We start from the raw sequence: 21,721 nt of genomic DNA on the forward strand, positions 1-21,721 counted from the left end.
CGGCTTCCCCGGCGGTCCCGAGAGGAGCTGACCGTGACCCTGCTTTCCCACCGGAGCGCGCACCGGAGTCGGCGCCGCCATGCCGCACGGGTCGCCTTCCTGCTCGCCCTGCTTCTCACCGCGGTCACGGCCTGCCAGCCTCCCGCCGCCGCGCCCCAACGGACCGGCACGCCCGGGCACATCTTCGTGATCAACCTCGAAAACAAAGGCTTCGACCGGGTCTGGGGCAACGGCTCCCCCGCCCCCTACCTCTCCGGCACCCTGCGCGCCCAGGGCGTCCTGCTGGACAGCTACTACGGCGTCTCCCACAACTCGCTGCCGAATTACCTGGCCCAGATCTCCGGCCAGCCGCCGAACACCAGCACCGAACATGACTGCCACACGTACACGCCCTTCAGCGGGACGGGGCTGGACTCCCAGGGCCAACTGCTGGGCGACGGGTGCCTTTTCCCGGCCGACGTTCCCACCCTCGCCGGGCAACTGGACGCGGCGCACAAGACCTGGCGCGGCTACATGGAGGACATGGCCACCCCGTGCGAGCACCCGCAACCGGACGCCGTCGACACCCACGTCGCCGCCACCGCCGGGGACCAGTACGCCACCCGGCACAACCCGTTCGTCTACTTCCGCTCCATCACGGACGGCTCCGGCTGCGGCCGGAACGTCGTCAACTACTCGGCGCTGGCGCACGACCTCTCCTCCGCAGCCACCACCCCAAACCTGTCCTACATCACGCCAAACCTCTGCCACGACGGCCACGACAGCCCCTGCGTGGACGGAACCGCCGGCGGCCTGGGCACGGCGGATGAGTGGCTGAAGAGCCAGGTCCCGGCGATCCTCGCTTCCCCCGCCTACCAGCAGGACGGCATGCTGGTGATCACCTTCGACGAGGCCGACGGCGGCGCCGTCGGACCGTCGTCGGGCGTCGCCGGCGGCACGGCGGGAGGCAAGGTCGGGGCCCTGGTGCTCTCGCCGTTCACGGTCCCGGGCGGCAGCTCGGACCGGGCGTACAACCACTACAGCCTGCTGGCCAGCATGGAGGACATCTTCGGCCTGCCCCGCCTGGCCGGCGCGGCCCAGCCCGGGGTCAACGCCTTCGGCGGCGATGTCTACCGCTCCGGATCCCAGGGGCAGCCATGAGTCAGCGCACCCTCCGTGGCCGCATCGGCCGGTTCGGGCGGCGACGCCTGGTGATCGCCGCCGGCTCCACCGTGGCCCTGCTGGTGCTGGTGGCGGTGCTGGCCGGCGCCGGAGCGGGCGGCACCGGGCTGATCGGCAACGTCCTGGGCGGTCTCCAACTGCTGCAGGCGCCGGCCCAGGGCATCGCCAAGATCAGGCACGTGGTGATCATCACCCAGGAGAACCGGTCCTTCGACAGCTACTTCGGCACCTACCCCGGGGCGGACGGCATCCCCATGCAGGATGGGACGCCGTCGGTCTGCCTGCCCGATCCGGGCCACGGTGGCTGCATCCGGCCCTACCACAACCCGGAGGTCAACAACGCGGGGGCACCGCACAGCCACTCCGACGAGGTCGCCGACGTCAACGGCGGGGCCATGGACGGCTTCGTGGCCCAGGCGGAGAAGGGGCTCTCCGGCTGCGCCGCCACGGCTGCGGCCTGCCAGTACAACACCAAGGCCACCGACGTGATGGGCTATCACGACGGCACCGACCTGCCGAACTATTGGGCCTACGCCCAGAACTTCACCTTGCAGGACCACCTCTTCGCCGCGGCGTCGGCCTGGAGCCTGCCCGCCCACCTCTATCTGGTCTCGGAGTGGTCAGCGAAGTGCAGCAGGGCCGGGGACCCGTCGTCGTGCGTCAACGAACTGCAGAACCCGGACAGCGGACCCGACCCGGAGATCATCCGTAACACCCTGATCGGCAAGTGCCAGACCGGCCTGGACCTGCAGCCCTGCCAGGACGCGCTCAAGGCGGCCGGCATCAGCCCGGACCTGGCCACCGAGATCGATCAGTTGATCAGCGCCAGCTGCAAGCCCACGGACTCCTACCCCAGCTGCCAGGCCGCGGTTGACGCGGCCCAGGTCCCGGCCGCGCTGAAGAAAAAGCTCAGCGATGCCGCCAAGAAGCTCGAGCTCCCCGATTACGCCTGGACGGACCTGACCTATCTGCTCCACCAGCAGCACGTTCCGTGGGCCTACTACGTTTTCAACGGGACCGAACCGGACTGCCGGGACGACGCCGCGACCTGCGCCCCGGTGAAGCAGGACGCCAAGACGCCGGGCCTCTGGAATCCGTTGCTGTACTTCGACACGGTCAAGGAGGACGGCGAGCTGGGGAACATCCAGGCGCTGGGGAACTTCTACGACGCCGCCAAGCAAGGCACCCTGCCGGCCGTCAGCTGGGTGGCGCCCACCGACAAGGTCAGCGAACACGCCCCGGCCAGCATCAAGACCGGCCAGGCCTACGTGGCCGGCCTGGTCAACGCTGTCATGTCCGGACCGGACTGGGACAGCACCGCGATCTTCCTGACCTGGGATGACTGGGGCGGGTTCTACGACCACGTGGCCCCGCCCGTGGCGGACGAGAACGGCTACGGCCTCCGGGTGCCCGGACTGATCATCAGCCCGTACGCCCGGAAGGGCTACATCGACCACCAGACCACCAGCCACGACGCCTACATCAAGTTCATCGAGGACGACTTCCTGCACGGCCAGCGGATCGACCCCGGCACCGACGGGCGCCCCGACGGCCGGCCCAGCGTGCGGGAGACCAACCCCCTGCTGGGCGACCTGACCACGGCGTTCGACTTCAACCAGGCCCCGCAGCCGCCGCTGATCCTCTCGAACGCCGCGACCTACTGACGCGGCGACGGGCCCGGGCTAGTGATTCGTGGCTCTGGACGGGCCTACCCCGCGACTGCCGGCTCGTGGGGTGGGGACTGCCCGGATGCCGGCAGGTCGGCGGCGTCGCGCCCGGTCCAGACCTTGATGATGGTCCAGCCGACGGCGGCCAGCGGCACCGCCAGCAGCGCCCCGATGACACCGGCGAGCATGGTCCCGGCGGCCAGGGACAGCAGGATCACCAGCCCGTGGATGTTTAGCACCTTGCCCATCAGCAGCGGCTGCAGGACATGGTGTTCGAGCTGGTTGGCGCCGATCAGGACGGCGAGGACCACCAGGGCAGGTACCGGGCCGTTGGAGACGAGGGCCACCAGGACGGCGAGGCTGCCGGCGGCGGTGGCGCCGATGATCGGAATGAACCCGCCGATGAACACGAAGACCGCCAGCGGCACCGCCAGCGGGACGCCGAGGATCAGCAGTGCGACGGCGACAATGGCGGCGTCGATCGCGGCGATCAGCGCCGTGCCCCGCACGTAGCCGCCGAGGACGCGGGTGCTGGCCGCGGCGGCGCGGTGCGCCCGGTCACGGTGCCGGGCCGGGAGGAACCCGAAGAGGAAGGCCCGGATCACGGCCCCGTCCTTGAGGAAGAAGAACAGGATGACGGCCATCAGGACTATGCCGGCGAGGATCTCCCCGCCGGTGCGCAGGCCGGTGAGGGCGTCGGAGCCCAGGTTGCCGCTGCTGAAGAACTTCTGCACCGATTCCTTGGCGTTGGCGAGCTCCTGGTCCGAGACCGGGACCGGCCCGTTATTCAGGAAGGCGTGCAGCTGGTCGATCCCGGCCAGTGCGCGGGTCACCAGCTCCTTGAACTGCATCCGTACCAGGGCGACGACGGCGGTGACCACGCCGCCGAACACGGCCAGGACCGCGACGAAGGAGGTCAGCACGGCCAGGGCCCGCGGCCAGCCGTGGCCGGCCAGCCAGCGCACCAGCGGGGAGATGGCGGCGGCGAGAATTACCGCCAGGAGCACCGGAATGACCACGAGCGGCACCAGGATCAGGACCCGGATCACCACCCACGCCAGCCCCACCAGCAGGAGCACCTGCGCCGCCCGCGTCCCGGCGCGGCCCAGCCCGTCGGACCAGAGGGCCGCCGGACCCTTCGACGGCGCGGCGGGCGACGGCGCGGCGGGCTCCGGCGCCGGATTCTGGTATTCCTGCTCGCACATGGGGATCCTCCTTCGTCACCGCCGAGCAGCCCGCGGACCGGGCGCACGCGGTGTGTACCGTTGCTGACTGCGGATTATCCCGGCAGAACCTGATGGCCGGCTGGCAGCGGGCCGCGGTGGCCTCTGGTTGGGGCGCGGGAACGTTGCTAGCGTGGCCGCATGAGCCCGTCGAAGACTCCGCCTGAGATCATCACCGCGGCCGGGCACGAGGTGAGCATCTCCAGCCCGGACAAGGTGGTCTTCCCCGGGCCGGGGCTGACCAAGCTGGACCTGGTGCACTATTACCTCGCCGTCGCCGACGGCGCCCTCCGCGGCGCGGGCGGCCGGCCGATGGTCCTCAAACGGTTCCCCAAGGGCATCGACGCGGAGCCGTTCTTCCAGAAGCGGGTCCCGGAGAACCATCCGGACTTCATCGATACCGCGACCCTGCACTACGCCTCCGGGACCTCCGCGGAGGAGGCCGTGATCCGGGACGCCGCCGGGCTGGCCTGGCTGGTCAACCTCGGCTGCCTCGACCTGAACCCGCACCCCGTCCGGGCCGCCGACCTCGAGCACCCGGACGAGCTGCGGATCGACTTGGACCCCATGCCGGGCGTCGGCTGGGAGCAGATCGTGGACACCGCCCTGATCGCCCGGGGCGTGCTCGACGACGTCGGGCTGGTCGGCTGGCCGAAGACCAGCGGCTCCCGCGGCTTGCACATCCTGGTCCGCATCACGCCGGACTGGTCCTACCCGCAGGTGCGCCTCGCCGCCGAGACCCTGGCCCGGGAGGTGGAGAACCGGGCCCCGGGCCTAGCGACCGCCCGGTGGTGGAAGGAGGAACGCGGCGAGAGCGTCTTCGTCGATTTCAACCAGAACGCCAAGGACCGCACCGTGGCCTCCGCCTACTCGGTGCGTCCGCTCCCCGACGCCCGGGTGTCCGCGCCGCTGACCTGGCAGGAGGTGCCGTCCGCCCGGCCGGAGCAGTTCACCGTGCTGACCTTGCCGGACCGGTACGCAAAGGACGGCGACCCGCATGCGGGCATCGATGAGGCCGCCGGCAGCCTGGCGGCCCTGCTGGAGCTGGCCGGGACGCTGGGCCCGGCGGAAAAGGCGCCGAGGGGCGCCGGAAAGGACGGCTCCGGGCGGCGCCAGTCCGTGATGCCGCTGATCGAGGTGGCGCGGACCAGGACCAAGGCGGAGGCGCTCGCGGCCCTTGAGGCGTGGAAGGCGGGCCATGCCGGGACGGCGGCAGGCCTGCACCCCGCCGACGTCCTGGTCGACGGGATGCGCGGCTCCAGCTCGCTCTGGTACCGGGTCCGGATCAACCTCCAGCACATCCCGGAGGACCGGCGGCCGCCGCAGGAAGAACTGCTGGCCGACTACGATCCCTGGGCCGGCCGGTCCTGACGGTTACCGTTAGTCCCCGGCCCCGCCGTCCGCCGGCGTGCTGGCGTAGTACGCGGCCGCCATGTCCTGCTTGGACCGGCCCTGGGCGGCCACCCGCTCCAGCCGGGCCGCCGCGGCCTCGGTCCCGTCGAGGCGGATGCCTTGTTCCGCTGCCGCCGCCAGGATCAGCCGGGCGTCCTTGAGCGAGGTGTCCACGGCAAACGACGCCGGGTCCAGCTTGTCGCCGAGGATGAGTCCGGCCTTGCCCCGCAGGAAGGGCAGATCCAGTCCGCCGCCCTCGATCAGGTCGAGGAACTGCTGCGGCTCCACCCCCAGCGCCCCGGCTAGGGCCAGGATCTCGCCGGTGGCGTTGGAGGCCGCGATGACCCAGCTGTTGACCACGAGCTTCAGGCGGGCGGCGGTACCGGCGGCGGCATCCTCACCGGTCCAGGTGGTGCGCGCCCCGATCGCGTCCAGGACCGGTGCCACGGCGTCCCGCACCGCGGGCGCACCGGCGGCGATCACCAGCAGCTGGCCGGCCTCGGCGGGTTCGCGGGTGCCGGACACCGGAGCCTCCACCAGCTCCAGTCCCACCTCGCGGGCAAGCTCCGCCAGGGCCCCGGCGTCGTGGACGCCTACCGTGGTGGACTGCACCCAGGCGGTGCCGGGCGTGATGCCGGGGGCTGCCTGCCGGATCACCTCCGTCACCGCGGCGGCGTCGTAGAGCATCGTCAGGACCACGTCGGCGCCCTCGACCGCCTCGGCGGGGGTCGCGGCCGCGTGCGCGCCGGCATCGGCCAGGGGGCCGGTCTTGGCCGGGTCGCGGTTCCAGACCCGGACGTCGAGGCCGGCGCGGAGAAGGTTGCGGGCCATCGCGGCGCCCATGATGCCCAGGCCGAGCACGGCCACGGTGCGGGCGGTGTTCTTCGTCGTCTCGTTCATGCGGCCATGCTAGCCGCACAGCCTGACAGCCGTTGACGGACTCCGGGACCCGGCGTAGACCCATATCCAGGGGCGGGCACCGGCTGGAACAACGGCGGGGAGGAGAGAAGGAGGACACATGGACACTTTTCGGGAGCTTCGGCGTGGCGGCAAGCGCCGGCTATCCCGACGGCGGGCGGGCCAGCAAGGCGGCGACGGCGGCGCTGGTGCCGCTGCTGTGCCGGCTGCCGGTGTTCGTGACGGCCGACGTCGAGGACGGCTACTCCACGGATCCCGGCGAGGCGGCCGATTTTGTCGCGGGCCTGGTGGAGGCGGGCGTGGCCGGCATCAACCTGGAGGACAGCCTGGACGGGCATCTGGTGGCCCCGGAGGACGCCGCCGCGAAGATCGCCGCCGTCCGGCACCGCTGCCCCGGCGTGTTCATCAACGCCCGGGTGGACAACCTGTGGTTCAAGGAGGACCCGACCGTGGACGCCGTGCTGGTGCGGGCCCGGCGCTATGCCGACGCCGGGGCGGACGGCATCTTCGTCCCCGGGCTTGCGAACCCGGCCGAGATCGAGGCCATCACCGGGGCCCTGGAGCTGCCGGTGAACGTCCTGCCGCATCCCACCCTGACCGTGGCGGAACTTGGTGGGCTCGGGGTGCGGCGCGTCAGTTCCGGGTCGCTGCCCTACCGCGCGGCGGTGGATGCCGCCATCGCGTCCGTCGCGGCCCTGCGGGACGGGCGCACCGTCCCGTCCGCCACCCCGTACTGGGACATGCAGCACCGGCTCGAGTCTTACGCAGCGGCGCTCCGGCCGCAGGTAGAAGGTCCGGCGGAAGGTGGGGCGGAAGGTCCGGAGTAGCCCCGGGAGCAGGCCCGCGAGGGGCCTAGGCGAGGCTCAGTTCCGCCGAGATCGCGGCGGCGGCCTCCTGCAGCAGGGGGACGGCGCGGTCGGCGAACGCCTGGTCCACGCGGGAGACCGGGCCGGAGACAGAGATCGCCATCGGCGTCGGGGCGTCGGCCACCGCGGCGGCGAAGCACCGCACCCCGAGTTCCTGCTCCTCCTCATCGATCGAGTAGCCGCGGCGCCGGATGGTGTCCAGGTCCTGCAGCAGGGTCTCGACGTCGCCGATGCTCTTGGGCGTCGCGGCCGGCATGCCGGTCCGGGACACGATCGCCCGCACCCGCTCGTCGTCGAGCTGGGCGAGGATCGCCTTGCCGACGCCGGTGGAGTGCAGGTGCGCGCGCCGGCCCACCTCGGTAAACATCCGCATGGAGTGCCGGGAGGGGACCTGGCCGACATAGACCACCATGTCCCCGTCGAGCATGGCCACGTTGGCGGTCTCGCCCAGCCGGTCCACCAGGGGCTTCAGCTGCGGCCGGGCGAGCACTCCCAGTTGCTTGGACGCCCCCTCGCCCAGCCGGATCAGCCGCGGGCCCAGGGAGTACCGGCGGTTGGGCAGCTGGCGGACGTAGCCCAGCGTCACCAGGGTCCGCAGCAGCCGGTGGATGGTGGGCAGCGGCAGCTCGGTGGCCGAGGAGAGCTCGCTGAGCATCACCTCTCCCCCGGCGTCGGCGATCAGCTCCAGCAGCTCGAAGACCCGCTCCACCGACTGCACGCCGCCTGCGGCCCGTTCCGCCATGCCACCCCTCCTCTTGGGTGCCGGCCGTCGCCGGCCGGCACCTTTTCCTGACTCACGTTGCGTGGACACCCTTCGCGCCGGGTGAGCGCACCGCGGAGCGAAATATCCGCATCGTGAAAGTTTCCGAGGCCCACGATACCGCAGGGCCTCGCGGCCACCACCGGATCCCCCGGAAGGATGCCCCTAGATGCCCTTGCCCGGGTTGAGGATGCCCAGCGGATCGAAGACGCCCTTGATAGCGTGCTGCAGGCCGAGGGAATCGTTGCCCAGCTCGTCCACCAGCCAGTCGCGCTTGAGCAGTCCCACCCCGTGTTCGCCGGTCAGGGTTCCGCCGAGGCTCCGGGCCAGCTCGAACATCTGCGCCAGCGCGGCCTTCGCCGGGCCCTCGGTGGAAGGCTGTCCCTCGTCCAGGACGATCATCGGGTGCAGGTTCCCGTCGGCGGCGTGGGCCACGGTGAAGATCCTCACGCCGGTGCGGCGGGAGATCTCCTCGATGCCGGTGACCATCTCGGCCAGGCGGCCGCGCGGAACGCCGACGTCGCCGATGCAGACGGTGCCCAGCAGTTCCAGGGACGGGATGGCCTCGCGGCGGGCCCGGAGCAGCTCCGCGGTGTGGTCCGGGTCCGTGGCCTTCTCGTACGAGGTGGCGAACGGTTCGATCGCCTTGATCAGCACGTCCTGCTCCAGGAACGCGCCGTAGCCGTCGGTCTGGGCGAGCAGGAAGGCCCCGCCCCGGCTGCGGTAGTCGGTGCCGAGGGCGGCGTCGACGGCGGCGAGGGTGGGCCCGTCCATCAGTTCCAGCACCGAGGGCGTGATGCGGGAGGCGATGATCGCCGACGCCGCCTCGGCCGCGGCGACGATGTCCGGGAAGTAGGCGGCTACCGTGGCGGTGGAGACCGGCATGGGCCGCAGCCGCAGCGTCGCTTCCACCACCACGCCCAGGGTGCCCTCGGAGCCGATGAACAGCGCATTCAGGTCGTAGCCGGTGACGCCCTTGATGGTCTCGCGGCCGGTGACCAGGATCCGGCCGTCCGGCAGCACCACCTTGAGCGCCAGCACGGATTCGCGGGTGACTCCGTACTTGGCGCAGCGCATGCCCCCGGCGTTGGTGGCGATGTTGCCGCCGATCGAGCAGATGGCCGTGCTCGCCGGGTCCGGCGCGTAGAAGAGTCCGTGCTCGGCCGCGGCGGCGTTGACCTCGGCGTTGAGCACCCCCGGTTCGACCACGATCAGCTGCTCCAGCGGATCGATGCGCAGGATCCGGTTCATCCGCGAGAGGTCCAGGACGATCTCCCCCGCCTGGGCGGAGGAGCCGGCGGCGAGGCCGGTCCCCGCTCCCCGGGCGACGACGGGGATCCGGTCCGCCGTCGCCCGGACCATGGTGTCCACTACGTCCTTGACGGCGGTGGCGTACACGACGCCGTCCGGCAGGGACGAAGGCGTGTAGCCGGAGCGGTCCGTGTTGACGCTCCGGCGGTCGGCTTCCTCGGTGGAGCCGTTCCGAGCGGCGGCGATCAGGCCGGCGGCGGAACGGGTGGCGGTGGTGTCATTGGCGGTGGTGCTCACGGGGACTGCTTTCTATCGGGTGCAGGAGGTGATCGGCGCGGGCGGGGTCCCTAGGGGACCATCCAGCCCAGGACCGGGGTGGACTGCAGCAGGACAAGGATGGTGATGAAGGCCAGCAGGCCAAGGCTCCAGCCGAGGAGCTTGCGGAACAGGACGCTCTCGGCCCCGTCCAGGCCGACGGCGGCGGAGGCCACCGCGAGGTTCTGGAGCGAGAGCATCTTGCCGAGGACGCCGGCGGAGGAGTTGGATGCGGCCATCAGGACCGGCGAGAGGCCGGTCTGCTGCGCGGCGGTGACCTGGAGCTGACCGAAGAGCGAGTTGGACGAGGTGTCGGACCCGGTGAGGGCCACGCCGATCCAGCCCAGCAGCGGGGAGAGGAAGGCGAAGAAGCCGCCGGCGGAGGCGAGGGCGAACCCGAGTGAGTTGGTCTGGCCGGAGACGTTCATGACGAACGCCAGGGCCAGGACGGAGGTGACCGAGACGATCGTCCAGCGCAGCTGGAAGAGGGTGTCGCGGTAGATCCGCAGTCCCTGCAGGGGCTTGAGCCGGTACAGCGCCATGGTGATGATGCCGGAGATCAGCAGCAGGGTGCCGGTGGCCTTGAGGTGGTCCAGCTTGAACTTGTGGGCGGAGACCTGGTGGCCGGAGGGGTCGACGGCGTCGATGCCGGGCCAGTCGAAGGTGACGGAGCCGACGGCGGTGAGCCAGTTCTTGACGCCGGGAAGCTGGGCGATGGAGAAGACGGCCATGATGATCAGGTAGGGGGCCACCGCCATCCACACATCGCGGGCCGGCGGCCGGGCGACGGTGTCCGTGCCGGTCCCGGCCGCGTCCGATCCGGCAGCGCCTGCAGCGTGAGCCGGAAGGGGCTGGCCGTTGCGGCTGACGCCGCCCAGGCCGGAGGAGGTGCCGTAGCCGGTGCGCCCGGTGGCCGTGGCGCCCACCAGGTCGGCTTCGGCGGCGTCGGTGTCGCTGCCTGTGTCTGTGTCTGCGACATCGTGCATCCCCACGATCTCGGCGGGCTGCCAGAACCGGAGCATCACCAGGACGACGGCCACGGTGGCGATCGCGGCGATCACGTCGGTCAGTTCCACCACCAGGAAGTTCGAGGCCAGGAACTGGGCCACGCCGAAGACGACGCCCGAGACCAGGGCGACGGGCCAGGTCTGGCGCACGCCGCGCTTGCCGTCGACGATGAAGACCAGGATCAGCGGGACCAGGACCGCGACGAACGGGGTCTGCCGGCCGGCCATGGAGCTGAGGTCGTGCAGCGGGATGTTGGTGACACCGTTGAGCGCGATGATCGGCGCGGCCATGGCGCCGAACGCGACCGGCGCGGTGTTGGCCAGCAGCGCCACGATGGCCGACTTCAGCGGCTTCATGCCGGCCGCCATCAGCATGGCCCCGGAGATGGCCACCGGCGCGCCGAAGCCGGCGAGGGCCTCGAGCAGGGCGCCGAAGCAGAACGCCACCAGGATGGCCAGGATCCGCAGGTCGTTCGAGATGGAACGGATGGTGCGGCCCAGCGCCTCGAACCACGGGGTGGCCACGGTCAGTTTGTAGACCCACAACGCGTTGATGAGGATCCAGAGGATCGGGAAGATCGCGTAGAAGGCACCCTGGGCGGTGGCGCTGAGGACCTGGACAATCGGCATATGCCAGCCCACGATCGCCAGGACGATCGAGAGCAGCAGGCTGGCGATGGCTGCCTTCGGCGCCCTGACCCGGAACACGCCGAGCAGGACGAACAAGAGGAGCAGCGGCAGCGCGGCCACCACGGCGGAAACAGCAAGGGACCCGGCGATCGGGTCTACGACCTGCTGAAACGGCTCAAACCTGGGACTCACAAAAACTCCTTTGTTTTACGAGTGGTGGCGGGCCTCTGACCCGGGCGTCATGGGGCGACGGGAAGATTTTCCGCATGGCGAAATAAATCTCTTATTGTGTGGATAGACCATATGTGCGATCCACATCACAGTCAACAGGTTGCCGCAGAATGGTCGGACCACCGTCGACGGTCCGCGAACGGGCGTTGACAGTCCGCCGCGGGGCTGGATAGTTTTTACTTATTGATATTTTATTTCCGCATTACGGAACTGCTGAGACACCGCAGAGCCACCGCAATGCACCACAGCAACTGAACGGAGCGTGACCGGAATGTCGAATCACCTGGAGACCAACGGACTCCACGTCGCGGAGGAGCTGTACTCCTTCGTACGGGACGAGGCGCTGCCCGGCACCGGACTCGACGCCGGGGAGTTCTGGGACGGCGCGGCCGGCCTGATCGCCGAATTCTCCCCCCGCGTCCGCGAACTCCTCGAGGTCCGCGACCGGCTGCAGCAGCAGATCGACGAGTACCACCGCACCCAGGGCGGCGCTGAGATCGATCCCGAGGCGTACGAGGAGTTCCTGCGTTCGATCGGCTACCTGGTGGAGGAACCGGCCGACTTCAGCATCAGCACCGACGGCGTGGACAGCGAGATCGCCAGCGTCTCCGGCCCGCAACTGGTGGTCCCGCTGCTGAACGCACGGTTCGCCGCCAACGCCGCCAACGCCCGCTGGGGTTCGCTCTACGACGCCCTCTACGGCACCGACGCCATCGACGACGCCGACGGCCGCGGGCACACGGAAGGCTACAACCCCGTCCGCGGCGCCGCCGTCGTCGACTTCGGCCGACGGCTCCTGGACGAGCACACGCCCCTGGCCTCCGGCTCCCACGCCGACGTCACGGCCTACCGGATCACCGACGGCGCGCTCGCCGCCGAGACCCCCGGCGGAACCACCGGCCTGGCCGATCCCGCCCAGTTCGTCGGCTACCGCGGCACCGAAGACCAGCCCGAAGCCATCCTGCTGGTCCACCACGGGCTGCACATCGAGATCCAGGTGGACCGAGGGCATCCGATCGGCTCTGGTGATCCGGCCGGCGTCAAGGACATCGTCCTCGAATCGGCGCTGACCACCATCATGGACCTCGAGGACTCCGTGGCCGCCGTCGACGGGGGCGACAAGGTGGACGGCTACCGCAACTGGCTGAAGCTGATGCAGGGCACGCTCACCGCCGAGGTGTCCAAGGGCGGCCGCAGCTACACCCGCCGGCTGAACGAGGACCGCAGCTACACCGCCCCCGACGGTTCCGAGCTGGTCCTGCCCGGCCGTTCCCTGCTGCTGATCCGCCAGGTGGGCCACCTGATGACCAGCGACGCCGTCCTGGACGCCGACGGGCAGCCCGTCCCCGAGGAGATCCTGGACGCACTGTTCACCGGGCTGGGCTCGGTGCACGACCTGCGCGGCGCCACGGCCGGCCGGAACTCCCGTGCCGGGTCCGCCTACGTGGTCAAGCCCAAGATGCACGGCCCCGAGGAGGTCGCCGTGGCCTGCGCGCTGCTGGCCGGCGCCGAAAAGGTACTCAAGCTCGAGCCGCTGACCCTGAAGATCGGCATCATGGATGAGGAACGCCGCACCTCGGCCAACCTCAAGGCCTGCATCAAGGAAGCCCGGGACCGCGTGGCCTTCATCAACACCGGCTTCCTGGACCGCACCGGCGATGAGATCCACACCTCCATGCTCGCCGGCCCCATGGTCCGCAAGGCGGATATGCGCAACTCCAGCTGGATCAAGGCCTACGAGGAGTCAAACGTGGACACGGGTCTGGCCTGCGGCTTCGCCGGACGGGCCCAGATCGGCAAGGGCATGTGGGCCGCCCCGGACAACATGGCGGACATGCTGGCGCAGAAGGCCGGCCACCCGCAGGCCGGCGCCGACTGCGCCTGGGTCCCGTCCCCCACCGCGGCGACACTGCACGCCATCCACTACCACCAGGTGGACGTCGACGCCCGGCAGGCCGAACTGGCCGGCAACCGCCGCTCCACCCTCCGGCAGCTGCTCACCATCCCGCTGGGCGACCCGGCCGGCTGGTCCGCCGAGGACCGCCGGAACGAGCTGGACAACAACATCCAGAGCACCCTGGGCTACGTGGTCCGCTGGGTCAACGACGGCGTGGGCTGCTCCAAGGTCCCCGACATCCACGGCACCGCCCTGATGGAGGACCGCGCCACCTGCCGGATCAGTTCCCAGCACGTGGCCAACTGGCTGCTCCACGGCATCGTGACGCAGGAGGAGGTGGAGGCCTCGCTGCGGCGGATGGCCGCCGTCGTCGACGGGCAGAACGACGGCGACCCCGGCTACCAGCCGATGTCCCCCGCGTTCGACGGCGAGGCCTTCCTCGCCGCCCGCGAACTGGTCCTCGAGGGGGCCGCCCAGCCCTCCGGCTACACCGAACCCGTGCTGCACCGCCGCCGGGCCGCCCACAAGCACGCCAACGACCTCGCAAGGAACGCCTCATGACCCTGACCCTGGACACAGCCCGGACCATCATCGACCAGGCCCTCGCAACGGGCGCCGAGCACGGCTTCAAGCCGCTCACGGTGGTCGTCCTGGACGCCGGCGGCCACGTCACCGCGGCCGCCCGCCAGGACGGCGCGTCGAACAACCGCTTCGAGATCGCCCAGGGCAAGGCCTACGGGGCGCTGGCCCTGGGCATGGGCTCCCGCTCGATCATGGCGCGCGCCGAGCAGCAGGCGTACTTCATCGCCGCGGCCGCCGCGGCGATCGGCGGCCGGCTGATCCCGGTCCCGGGCGGGGTCCTGATCCGCGACAGCGACGGCGCACTGCTGGGCGCCGTGGGCATCAGCGGGGACACCTCGGACAACGACGAGACGGCGGCCGCAACCGCCGTCCGGGCGGCCGGCCTGACCGCCCAGGTGGACTGAGAAACCACTCGCTCGTTGACAGCGGCACCGGCAGGGACATCACGCCCCGGCCGGTGCCGCTGGCGTTTTCCGGGCAAATCTCCAGCGACGGCCAGTATCATGGCCGGGTTCGAGAGTCTGTCGAGAGGTTGCTCCATTGCGTCACGAATCGTCCGCCCCGGGCAAGGGGACCCCTGAGCCCTACCCGGGCTACGGCACCCTGGTGGAGGGCAGCAGCAACTACCGTCGGGCCCGCCGGCCGCGCTGGCTCAAGATCACCGGCATCACCGCGGCCGTGCTCCTGGTGGGCGTGATCGCCTTCGGCGGCTACTGGCTCTGGCGGCTCCAGTCCAACATCAGCACCTCTGCGCTCGGCGCCGGCGGGGTCCGCACCGAGGGCCCGGTCAACGACAGTAAGGACCGGCTGCAGATCCTGGTCCTGGGCAGCGACACCCGCAGCGGCAAGAACGGCCAATACGGCTCGACGGCCGACTCCTCTGGCTACGGACAGTCGGACGTGATGATGCTGCTGGACATCTCGGCGGACAACAGCCACGTCAACGTCGTCAGTTTCCCCCGCGACCTCCTGGTGGACGTCCCCGCCTGCAAGGACAGCGCCACCAACGAACAGCACGCGGCCCGCTCCGGAGTCATGATCAACTCCGCCATGGCCGAGGCCGGCATCGGCTGCGCGGTGGACACCGTCAACAAGCTCACCGGCATGGAAATCGACCACTTCATGATGGCCGACTTCAACGCGGTGAAAGAACTCTCCAACACCGTCGGCGGCGTCGACGTCTGCGTGGACACCGCCGTCAACGATCCCGACTCCGGCCTGAAGCTGCCCAAGGGCACCTCCCAGGTCCAGGGCGAACAGGCCCTGGCCTTCCTGCGCACCCGGCACGCCTTCGCCAACGGCGGGGACCTCGGCCGGATCAAGGCCCAGCAGTCGTTCCTGGCGTCCCTGACCCGGAAGCTGAAGGCCGACGGCACGCTCAGCGACCCGCAGAAGGTGCTCAGCATTGCCGACACCATGACCAAGAACCTCACCGTCGACGACGGCCTCGCCTCGGTCCCGACCATGCTGACCCTCGCCAACCGGCTGAAGAACATCGACCCGGCCAAGGTCAACTTCATCACCACCCCCACCGTTCCGGCCCCGTCGGATCCCAACCGGCTGACCCTGGACGAGCCGGCGGCGGACAACCTCTTCGCCGCACTGCGCCGCAGCCCGGACCTGTCCCAGCCCGCGCCGGCCTCGGCGGCCCCGGAGACCTCCAGCGCCCCGGCCGCCCCCGCCTACAACAAGGCACTGCAGCCGGTCACCGTGGCCAACGGCACCAACGTCGCCAGCCGCGGCACCGAGATCGGCACGATCCTCTCCGACGCCGGGTTCACGAAGCTCTCCCGCATCCCGGCCCAGCCGCGCCAGCAGACCATGGTCTACTTCGGCTCCGGGTTCGAGGACGTCGCCGCCGACGTGGCGGCGGTGTTCGGCCTCCCGGCCTCCAGCGTGCAGCAGGTCCCCGGGGTTCAGGGCGTCCAGCTCTACGCCGGCGAGGACTTCGCCACGGGTTCCAAGCCCGCGGCGCCGCCGTCGCAGGCCGGCGGGGCAGTGTCCCAGACCGGCAGCGACACGACCTGCCAGGCCACCGCCGGCGGGTAGCGGGCGACACGCAACCGGACCCCGCGTCACCGGGGCGCCGGCACGCCCCGGCGTCCACTACGATGGGCGAGGTTTGAGACGGCAGGATTCCGCAGACTACCCAGTAGCCGGGCCGCGAAGAGAAAGGACATGCACGTGGCGTGGACCCCTGACCGGAGGTCATTCCTGGCGGCCGCTGCCGCCCTTTCCCTCGGGGCCCTGGCGGCGCTGCCTCAGGACAGCCGCCCGAAGGATCTCCGCGAGCCCGACGCAACCCCGGCCGACGGGCCGCTGGTGGAGACGGCCGGCGCCGACGCGCAGCCTGCCCCGGTCCCGGCCACGGCCCAGCCCCAGGGTGCCCCGTCCCGCGACCAGGTCATTGGGGCCTTCTCCCATCGCACCCCCGGCTACTGGGGGCTCGCCGCCCCGGGCGTGCTCTCGCGCCTGCCCGCGCCCGCCGGCGTCGCCCTGACCTTTGACTTCTGCGGCGGTACCGGCGGCAACGCCGCGGACACCGGCGTCCTCATCGAACTCCGCCGCCACGGGGTTCCGGCAACGCTGTTCCTCAACCACCGCTGGATCGCCGCCAACGCCGCCCTGGCCGCTGAACTCGCCGCGGATCCCCTCTTCGAGCTCGCCAACCATGGCACCTCACACCGGCCACTGTCCGTGTCCGGCAAGAGCGCCTACAACATTCCGGGCACCCGCAACCCGGGCGAGGTCTACGACGAGATCATGACCAACGACGCCCGCATCGCGGAGCTCACCGGAAAGCGCCCGCTCTTCTTCCGGCCGGGGACCGCCTATCTGGACGATGTCTCCGCCCAGATCGTGCACGCCCTCGGGGTCACACCCGTCGGCTTCTCCGTCAACGGCGACGCCGGTGCGACGCTCCCCGCCCCGGCCGTGGCCAAGGAAATCTCCGGCGCACACGCCGGGGACATCGTCATTTCCCACGGCAACCACCCCGCCGGCGGGACCGCGGCCGGCCTGGCCCGCGCCCTCGATGCGATGAAGCAGCGCGGCGAGGCCTTCGTCCACCTCCCCCGGCCCGCAGCCGCCTGAGGCTCCCACACCCGCAGCCCTATCGCCCACAGCGCAACCCTGTTGTTTCCGCATATCGGGACGTATCGTTAAGTATCGTTAGCGAACCCCTGGAGGAGAGCATCATGCGTAACTCATACCCGATGGGCGGTTTCGGCGCCCCCAGCTTTGATGGCATGTGGCAGGCCGTCGAGGACCTGCGTTCACGCTTCGAAAAGCGCACCGGCAGCCGCGCCGGCCGCGGCGAGGTCCGCTCGGCCGTACTGGCGCTCCTGGCGGAGCGGCCCATGCACGGCTACCAGATCATCCGCGAGATCGAGGAGCGCAGCAGCGGCAGCTGGAAGCCGAGCGCCGGCTCCGTCTACCCGACCCTGCAGCTGCTGGCCGACGAGGGCCTGATCCGCGCCGAGGAGTCCAACGGGCGGAAGATCTATTCCCTGACGGACGCCGGCCGCGAAGAGGTCTCCGGCGGCACCTCCGCTCCCTGGGAGTCCGCCGACGCGGACCAGGCCCCCGGTTTCGGGGCACTGCCGAAGGCCGGCATCGAGCTGGCCCAGGCCGCATCCCAGGTGGGCCGCACCGGCACGCCGGAGCAGGTCAAGCAGGCCGTGGCCGTGCTGGACGAGGCGCGCCGCCGGCTGTACTCGATCCTGGCCCAGGACTGACGCGGGTGGCGGAGGCTGGCCGGGCCCGGGCGGACCCGGCGGCCGGGACAGGGAGCACCCGCGCCCGCTACCGGAGGATCCTGCGCTTCGCGGCCTGGCACCTCGCCGTGACCTGGTGGCACGAGCTGCTGCTCCCCCGCCTGGGCCTGCGACGGATCACCGAGCGCAGCCGGACCCGACGGATGATCCGCTTCGCCCGGCGCTTCCGCGCCCTGGCCGTGGAGCTGGGCGGCCTGATGATCAAAGTGGGCCAGTTCCTCTCCTCGCGCCTGGACGTCCTCCCGCCGGAGATCACCAGGGAACTCGAGGACCTCCAGGACGAGGTTCCCCCGGTCGCGTTCCCGGCCATCCGGGACCTGGCCGAGGCAGAACTGGGCACACCGCTGGAGAACATCTTCGCCGTCATCGAGGAGACGCCCATCGCCGCGGCGTCCCTCGGGCAGGCGCACCGCGCGACGCTGCTGCCCGCGGCGGCGGAGGATGCCGGCATGAGCGGCGTCGTGGTGAAGGTTCAGCGCCCCGGGATCGAGGCGATCGTCGACGTCGACCTGGCCGCCCTGCGCCGGGTGGGCGGCTGGCTGAGCCACTTCCGGCTGGTCTCGGACCGGGCGGACATGCCCTCCCTGGTGGAGGAGTTCGCCCAGACCAGCCTCGAGGAGGTCGACTACCTGCAGGAGGCGGCCAACTCCGAGCGGTTCGACGCCGACTTCGCCGGCGACGAGCGGGTGGCGGTCCCCCGCGTCGCCTGGGAACGGACCACCCGCCGGGTCCTGACCCTGGAAGACGTCACCGCCATCAAGATCACGGACACGGACGGCCTCCGCGCCACGGGGATAGACCCCGTGGAGGTGGCTCCGCTCTTCGCATCGGTGATGTTCGACCAGCTCTTCACCACCGGGTTCTTCCATGCCGACCCGCACCCGGGGAACATCTTCGTCACCCCGGCCCCCGGCGCCGGAGGGCTGCCCTGGCGGCTGACGTTCATCGATTTCGGCATGATGGGCGAGGTGCCCCCGGGCACCCGGAGCGGGCTGCGGAAGCTGCTCATCGCGGCGGCCGCGCGCGACGGCGGAGGCCTGGTCTCTGCGATCGGCGAGATCGGGGTGCTGCTGCCCACGGCGGATACCGCCGAACTGGAGCGGGCCATGTCCCGGCTGTTCACCCGCTTCGGCGGCATGGGCTTCGCCGAACTGCGCGAGGTGGACCCGCGGGAGTTCCTGGCCTTCGCCAACGAGTTCGGCGAACTGGTCCGCTCGCTGCCGTTTCAGGTCCCGGAGAATTTCCTGCTCATCATCCGGGCGATGTCGCTCACCTCCGGGGTGTGCAGTTCCCTCGACCCGCGCTTCAACCTCTGGGACTCGGTGGAGCCGTACGCGGCACGGCTGCTGCGCGAGGAGCGCGGAAACCTCCTGCAGGACGCCGGCCGCCAGGTCTTCGACGCCGCGGCGGTGGCCTTCCGCCTGCCGCAGCGCCTCGACCGGCTGGCGGCGCGCGCCGAGGAGGGTTCCCTGACCGTGGGCAACCCCCGGCTGGAGCGCCAGGTGGCCCGGCTGGACCGCACCGTGCGCCGCGCGGTGTCCGCCCTCCTCTTCGCCGCCCTGCTGATTGCCGGCGCCATCCTCCGGCACGACGACCCGGTGCTCGGAACGGCACTCCTGGCCGTCTCCGTGCTCCCGCTGCTGCATTCCGCCTGGCCGGGACGCCGCGGACCCTGACCGCCGCTTTGTTCCCTAAGCCCGCCGCTGACGCGGCCCGGCTGCATCTCAAGCCGCCACGCGGAGGCCGGTGACTGCCGTTACTTAATTGTGATTAACCGGCTCGATGCCGTACGGTCGACGGGTGGACCGTCAACGTTGGTCCCAATTCCGTGCGTCGCTGAGCTCTGCCGCGCCCGGGATCCGCTAGATATAAGGCAGAGGCGGGGGACCCAAGTGTCCCGGGTATGGCGTTGGCCTGCCCTCGGGGTGAAGCCGTGGTGTCCCACGGCCGGATGACCTCATCCGAACCCGACAGCTAACTCCGCAGGCGTTGAGAGGTAAACCTTCCATGTCTGCACCCCAGGATCAGACGTGCGCCCCCGCGCGCCGTCGTGACCAGTCCGCTCCCTCCCCCCTTCGACGCACCGCCCTTCGGCTGAAGTCCCCCCGCGTCCTGTCCCTCGCCGCCGCGGCGGCCGTCGCCGTCGTCGGCCTCGGTTCACTCGGCCAGGCCACCCTGAACAGCCTGACCCAGGCGCAGGCGTCGGAGGTCTCCCAGGCCGCCCCCGCCTCCGCCCCGGCCTCGCCGTCGGCAACACCGGCCGCACCGGCCAGCACGGCGGCCGCCGCCCCGGCAACCACCGCGGCCCCCGCACCGGTGCAGGCCGCTCCCCCGGCAGCCGCCCCCGCGCCCGCCGCGGTGCAGGCCGCCCCGGCACCCGCCCTCGCCGTAGCCTCCACCGGCGGCCCCGCTCCCCTGGGTGTCCCCGGCAACTGGTCCCTGGCCTTCAACGACGACTTCAACGGCGCCGGCCTGGATACCAACAAGTGGGCCGCCTGCTGGTTCGCGCCCGGCTGCGGAACTATGAACAAGGTCAGCACCAGCCCCGCCAACGTCTCGGTCAGCAACGGCAACCTGGTCCTGAACCTGGCGTCGGCCACTTCCGGTGCGCTGGTCTCCTCCAACCCCCGCGGCGGCGCCGGCACCGGCTACCAGTTCACCACCGGCTACGTCGAGGCCCGGATCAAGTTCCCCGGCAACGCCAACGGCCTCTACAACTGGCCGGCATTCTGGTCCACCGGCCAGTCCTGGCCCGCCACCGGCGAGAACGACATCGCCGAGGTCCTCAAGGCCAAGATGACGGTCAACTACCACTCCACCAGCGGCGCCCAGAACCAGGGCGGCGTGGGGGGCAACTGGGCCAACGAGTACCACACCTTCGGCCTGCACCGGATGGCCAGCTCCTCGGACGTCTACTTCGACGGCGTCAAGGTCAAGTCCTACCCGACCAACGACGGCAACGCCCCGCAGTACCTGGTCCTGAACGTCGGTGCCTCCTCGACCAACCCGGCCTACGGCCCGGCGTCGCAGGTCCTGGTGGATTACGTCCGCGCCTGGCAGTAGCCCGGACGTACACTGGCTCCCATAACGCCGCGTAAACCACGGAGGAGCCACCATGTGCCGACTGTTCGGGCTCCACGCCGGCGCCCGAACGGTCCGCGCCACGTTTTGGCTGCTCGACGCGCCGGACAGCCTGTCCGTCCAGAGCCGGCGCGAGCCGGACGGGGCGGGCATCGGCACCTTCGACGAGTTCGGACAGCCGCACGTGGCGAAACAGCCGCTCGCGGCGTGGGAGGACCACGCCTTCGCCCGGGAGGCCAGGACGCTGCGGAGCACCACGTTCCTCGCGCATGTCCGCTACGCCAGCACCGGCGCCCACACCGTGGCCAACACCCACCCGTTCGAGCAGGACGGGCGGCTGTTCGCGCACAACGGCGCCTTCGGTGACCTGGACCGGCTGGACGCACGGCTCGCGGAGTTCGGTGTCGCCGACCTGGTCCGGGGGCAGACGGACAGCGAACGCCTCTTCGCCCTGATCACCGCCGAAACCCGGCGGGCGGACGGCGACGTCGGCGCCGGGATCACCCACGCCGTGGCCTGGGCCGCCGCCGAACTGCCGGTGCTCAGCCTGAACCTGATCGTCACCACGGCCACGGAGCTGTGGGCGCTGCGCTACCCGGAAACCCATGAGCTGCACCTGCTGGAGCGCGATCCCGGGCGGATCCACGGCCCGGCCGCGCCGCTGGAGGCGCGCAGCCACCGCATCCACGCCCACAGCGAGGACCTCGCCGCCGGGCCGCAGGTGCTGATCGCCACCGAGCCGATGGACCACGACCCCGGCTGGCGTGCGCTGGCCCCCGGGGAAATGCTGCGGGTGGGCCCGGACCTGGCAGTCACGTCCACGTTTCCGTTCCCGGACGGGCCCCGGCACCGGCTCGACCTCTCGGATCTCAGCCCCGAGGCCGCCGCCTCGCAGCGTCCCTAGCCAGCCCCGTCCCTAGACTGCCCCGTCCCTAACAAGCCCCGTCCCTCACAAGCCCCGTCC

Annotated in this window: 17 protein-coding genes and 1 riboswitch; of the genes, 12 read left to right on the forward strand and 5 right to left on the reverse strand. The window is 70.9% G+C overall.

Features of this window, described 5'->3' with window-relative positions; all coding sequences use genetic code 11:
• The first annotated feature begins 33 nt into the window (after positions 1-33).
• A complete protein-coding gene (locus AB0O44_RS11795; RefSeq protein ID WP_364137553.1) occupies positions 34-1,140 on the forward strand; it encodes an alkaline phosphatase family protein in 1,107 nt (368 codons plus the stop codon).
• Positions 1,137-2,825: an alkaline phosphatase family protein gene (locus AB0O44_RS11800; RefSeq protein WP_364137555.1), complete on the forward strand. Its 1,689-nt coding sequence runs from the start codon at positions 1,137-1,139 to the stop codon at positions 2,823-2,825. Before AB0O44_RS11795 ends, AB0O44_RS11800 begins: the two co-directional genes overlap by 4 nt.
• 44 nt (positions 2,826-2,869) lie before the next feature.
• Here the strand turns inward: AB0O44_RS11800 and AB0O44_RS11805 are convergent, their stop codons facing one another.
• Positions 2,870-4,033, reverse strand: a complete 1,164-nt coding sequence (locus AB0O44_RS11805; protein ID WP_364137557.1) for an AI-2E family transporter — start codon at positions 4,031-4,033, stop codon at positions 2,870-2,872.
• 159 nt (positions 4,034-4,192) lie between these two features.
• Here AB0O44_RS11805 and ligD point away from each other — a divergent pair, with 159 nt between their 5' ends.
• On the forward strand, positions 4,193-5,422 hold the full coding sequence (gene ligD, locus AB0O44_RS11810) for a non-homologous end-joining DNA ligase (RefSeq protein WP_364137559.1): 1,230 nt from the start codon (positions 4,193-4,195) through the stop codon (positions 5,420-5,422).
• A 9-nt stretch (positions 5,423-5,431) separates the two neighbouring features.
• On the opposite strand, the gene AB0O44_RS11815 is transcribed toward ligD, so the two are convergent.
• Entirely contained in the window at positions 5,432-6,343 is a 912-nt protein-coding gene (locus AB0O44_RS11815; protein WP_364137561.1) for an NAD(P)-dependent oxidoreductase, read from the reverse strand.
• Positions 6,344-6,486: 143 nt separating this feature from the next.
• On the opposite strand from AB0O44_RS11815, the gene AB0O44_RS11820 reads away from it, so the two are divergent.
• A complete protein-coding gene (locus AB0O44_RS11820) occupies positions 6,487-7,188 on the forward strand; it encodes an isocitrate lyase/phosphoenolpyruvate mutase family protein (RefSeq protein ID WP_364137563.1) in 702 nt (233 codons plus the stop codon).
• A 25-nt stretch (positions 7,189-7,213) separates the two neighbouring features.
• Here AB0O44_RS11820 and AB0O44_RS11825 read toward each other — a convergent pair whose 3' ends face one another.
• The 3 genes from AB0O44_RS11825 to AB0O44_RS11835 all read right to left on the reverse strand — a co-directional run bounded on the left by AB0O44_RS11825 (position 7,214) and on the right by AB0O44_RS11835 (position 11,382).
• Positions 7,214-7,969, reverse strand: coding sequence for an IclR family transcriptional regulator (locus AB0O44_RS11825; protein ID WP_290257998.1), 756 nt, complete (start codon positions 7,967-7,969; stop codon positions 7,214-7,216).
• 183 nt (positions 7,970-8,152) lie between these two features.
• A complete protein-coding gene (locus AB0O44_RS11830; protein WP_364137565.1) occupies positions 8,153-9,535 on the reverse strand; it encodes an FAD-linked oxidase C-terminal domain-containing protein in 1,383 nt (460 codons plus the stop codon).
• Positions 9,536-9,585: 50 nt separating this feature from the next.
• Positions 9,586-11,382 carry an L-lactate permease gene (locus AB0O44_RS11835; protein ID WP_364137567.1) on the reverse strand — a complete coding sequence of 599 codons (1,797 nt, stop codon included), beginning with the start codon at positions 11,380-11,382 and terminating at the stop codon, positions 9,586-9,588.
• Between the two features lie 310 nt (positions 11,383-11,692).
• Here AB0O44_RS11835 and AB0O44_RS11840 point away from each other — a divergent pair, with 310 nt between their 5' ends.
• The 8 genes from AB0O44_RS11840 to AB0O44_RS11875 all read left to right on the forward strand — a co-directional run bounded on the left by AB0O44_RS11840 (position 11,693) and on the right by AB0O44_RS11875 (position 21,661).
• Positions 11,693-13,879 carry a malate synthase G gene (locus tag AB0O44_RS11840; protein WP_364137569.1) on the forward strand — a complete coding sequence of 729 codons (2,187 nt, stop codon included), beginning with the start codon at positions 11,693-11,695 and terminating at the stop codon, positions 13,877-13,879.
• Positions 13,876-14,304, forward strand: a complete 429-nt coding sequence (locus tag AB0O44_RS11845; protein WP_364137571.1) for a heme-binding protein — start codon at positions 13,876-13,878, stop codon at positions 14,302-14,304. Before AB0O44_RS11840 ends, AB0O44_RS11845 begins: the two co-directional genes overlap by 4 nt.
• 202 nt (positions 14,305-14,506) lie before the next feature.
• A complete protein-coding gene (locus AB0O44_RS11850; RefSeq protein ID WP_364137954.1) occupies positions 14,507-15,949 on the forward strand; it encodes an LCP family protein in 1,443 nt (480 codons plus the stop codon).
• 135 nt (positions 15,950-16,084) lie between these two features.
• Positions 16,085-16,993, forward strand: coding sequence for a polysaccharide deacetylase family protein (locus AB0O44_RS11855; RefSeq protein ID WP_364137573.1), 909 nt, complete (start codon positions 16,085-16,087; stop codon positions 16,991-16,993).
• A gap of 104 nt (positions 16,994-17,097) precedes the next feature.
• Positions 17,098-17,637 carry a PadR family transcriptional regulator gene (locus AB0O44_RS11860; protein WP_364137575.1) on the forward strand — a complete coding sequence of 180 codons (540 nt, stop codon included), beginning with the start codon at positions 17,098-17,100 and terminating at the stop codon, positions 17,635-17,637.
• Between the two features lie 5 nt (positions 17,638-17,642).
• Positions 17,643-19,352, forward strand: coding sequence for an AarF/UbiB family protein (locus AB0O44_RS11865; protein ID WP_364137577.1), 1,710 nt, complete (start codon positions 17,643-17,645; stop codon positions 19,350-19,352).
• 174 nt (positions 19,353-19,526) lie between these two features.
• Positions 19,527-19,677, forward strand: a riboswitch (cyclic di-AMP (ydaO/yuaA leader).
• Between the two features lie 6 nt (positions 19,678-19,683).
• Positions 19,684-20,739, forward strand: a complete 1,056-nt coding sequence (locus tag AB0O44_RS11870) for a glycoside hydrolase family 16 protein (RefSeq protein WP_364137579.1) — start codon at positions 19,684-19,686, stop codon at positions 20,737-20,739.
• 52 nt (positions 20,740-20,791) lie between these two features.
• Positions 20,792-21,661: a class II glutamine amidotransferase gene (locus tag AB0O44_RS11875; RefSeq protein ID WP_364137581.1), complete on the forward strand. Its 870-nt coding sequence runs from the start codon at positions 20,792-20,794 to the stop codon at positions 21,659-21,661.
• Positions 21,662-21,721 lie beyond the last annotated feature (60 nt).

The sequence above is a fragment of the Arthrobacter sp. NPDC080082 genome (assembly GCF_040686595.1).
Lineage (GTDB): Bacteria > Actinomycetota > Actinomycetes > Actinomycetales > Micrococcaceae > Arthrobacter.

Coding starts and splice junctions, on each gene's coding strand:
- AB0O44_RS11825 (WP_290257998.1), bottom strand. CDS start 7,969: ATGGCGGAACGGGCCGCAGGCGGCGTGCAGTCGGTGGAGCGGGTCTTC.
- AB0O44_RS11805 (WP_364137557.1), bottom strand. CDS start 4,033: ATGTGCGAGCAGGAATACCAGAATCCGGCGCCGGAGCCCGCCGCGCCG.
- AB0O44_RS11840 (WP_364137569.1), top strand. CDS start 11,693: ATGTCGAATCACCTGGAGACCAACGGACTCCACGTCGCGGAGGAGCTG.
- AB0O44_RS11875 (WP_364137581.1), top strand. CDS start 20,792: ATGTGCCGACTGTTCGGGCTCCACGCCGGCGCCCGAACGGTCCGCGCC.
- AB0O44_RS11800 (WP_364137555.1), top strand. CDS start 1,137: ATGAGTCAGCGCACCCTCCGTGGCCGCATCGGCCGGTTCGGGCGGCGA.
- AB0O44_RS11870 (WP_364137579.1), top strand. CDS start 19,684: ATGTCTGCACCCCAGGATCAGACGTGCGCCCCCGCGCGCCGTCGTGAC.
- AB0O44_RS11860 (WP_364137575.1), top strand. CDS start 17,098: ATGCGTAACTCATACCCGATGGGCGGTTTCGGCGCCCCCAGCTTTGAT.
- AB0O44_RS11815 (WP_364137561.1), bottom strand. CDS start 6,343: ATGAACGAGACGACGAAGAACACCGCCCGCACCGTGGCCGTGCTCGGC.
- ligD (WP_364137559.1), top strand. CDS start 4,193: ATGAGCCCGTCGAAGACTCCGCCTGAGATCATCACCGCGGCCGGGCAC.
- AB0O44_RS11845 (WP_364137571.1), top strand. CDS start 13,876: ATGACCCTGACCCTGGACACAGCCCGGACCATCATCGACCAGGCCCTC.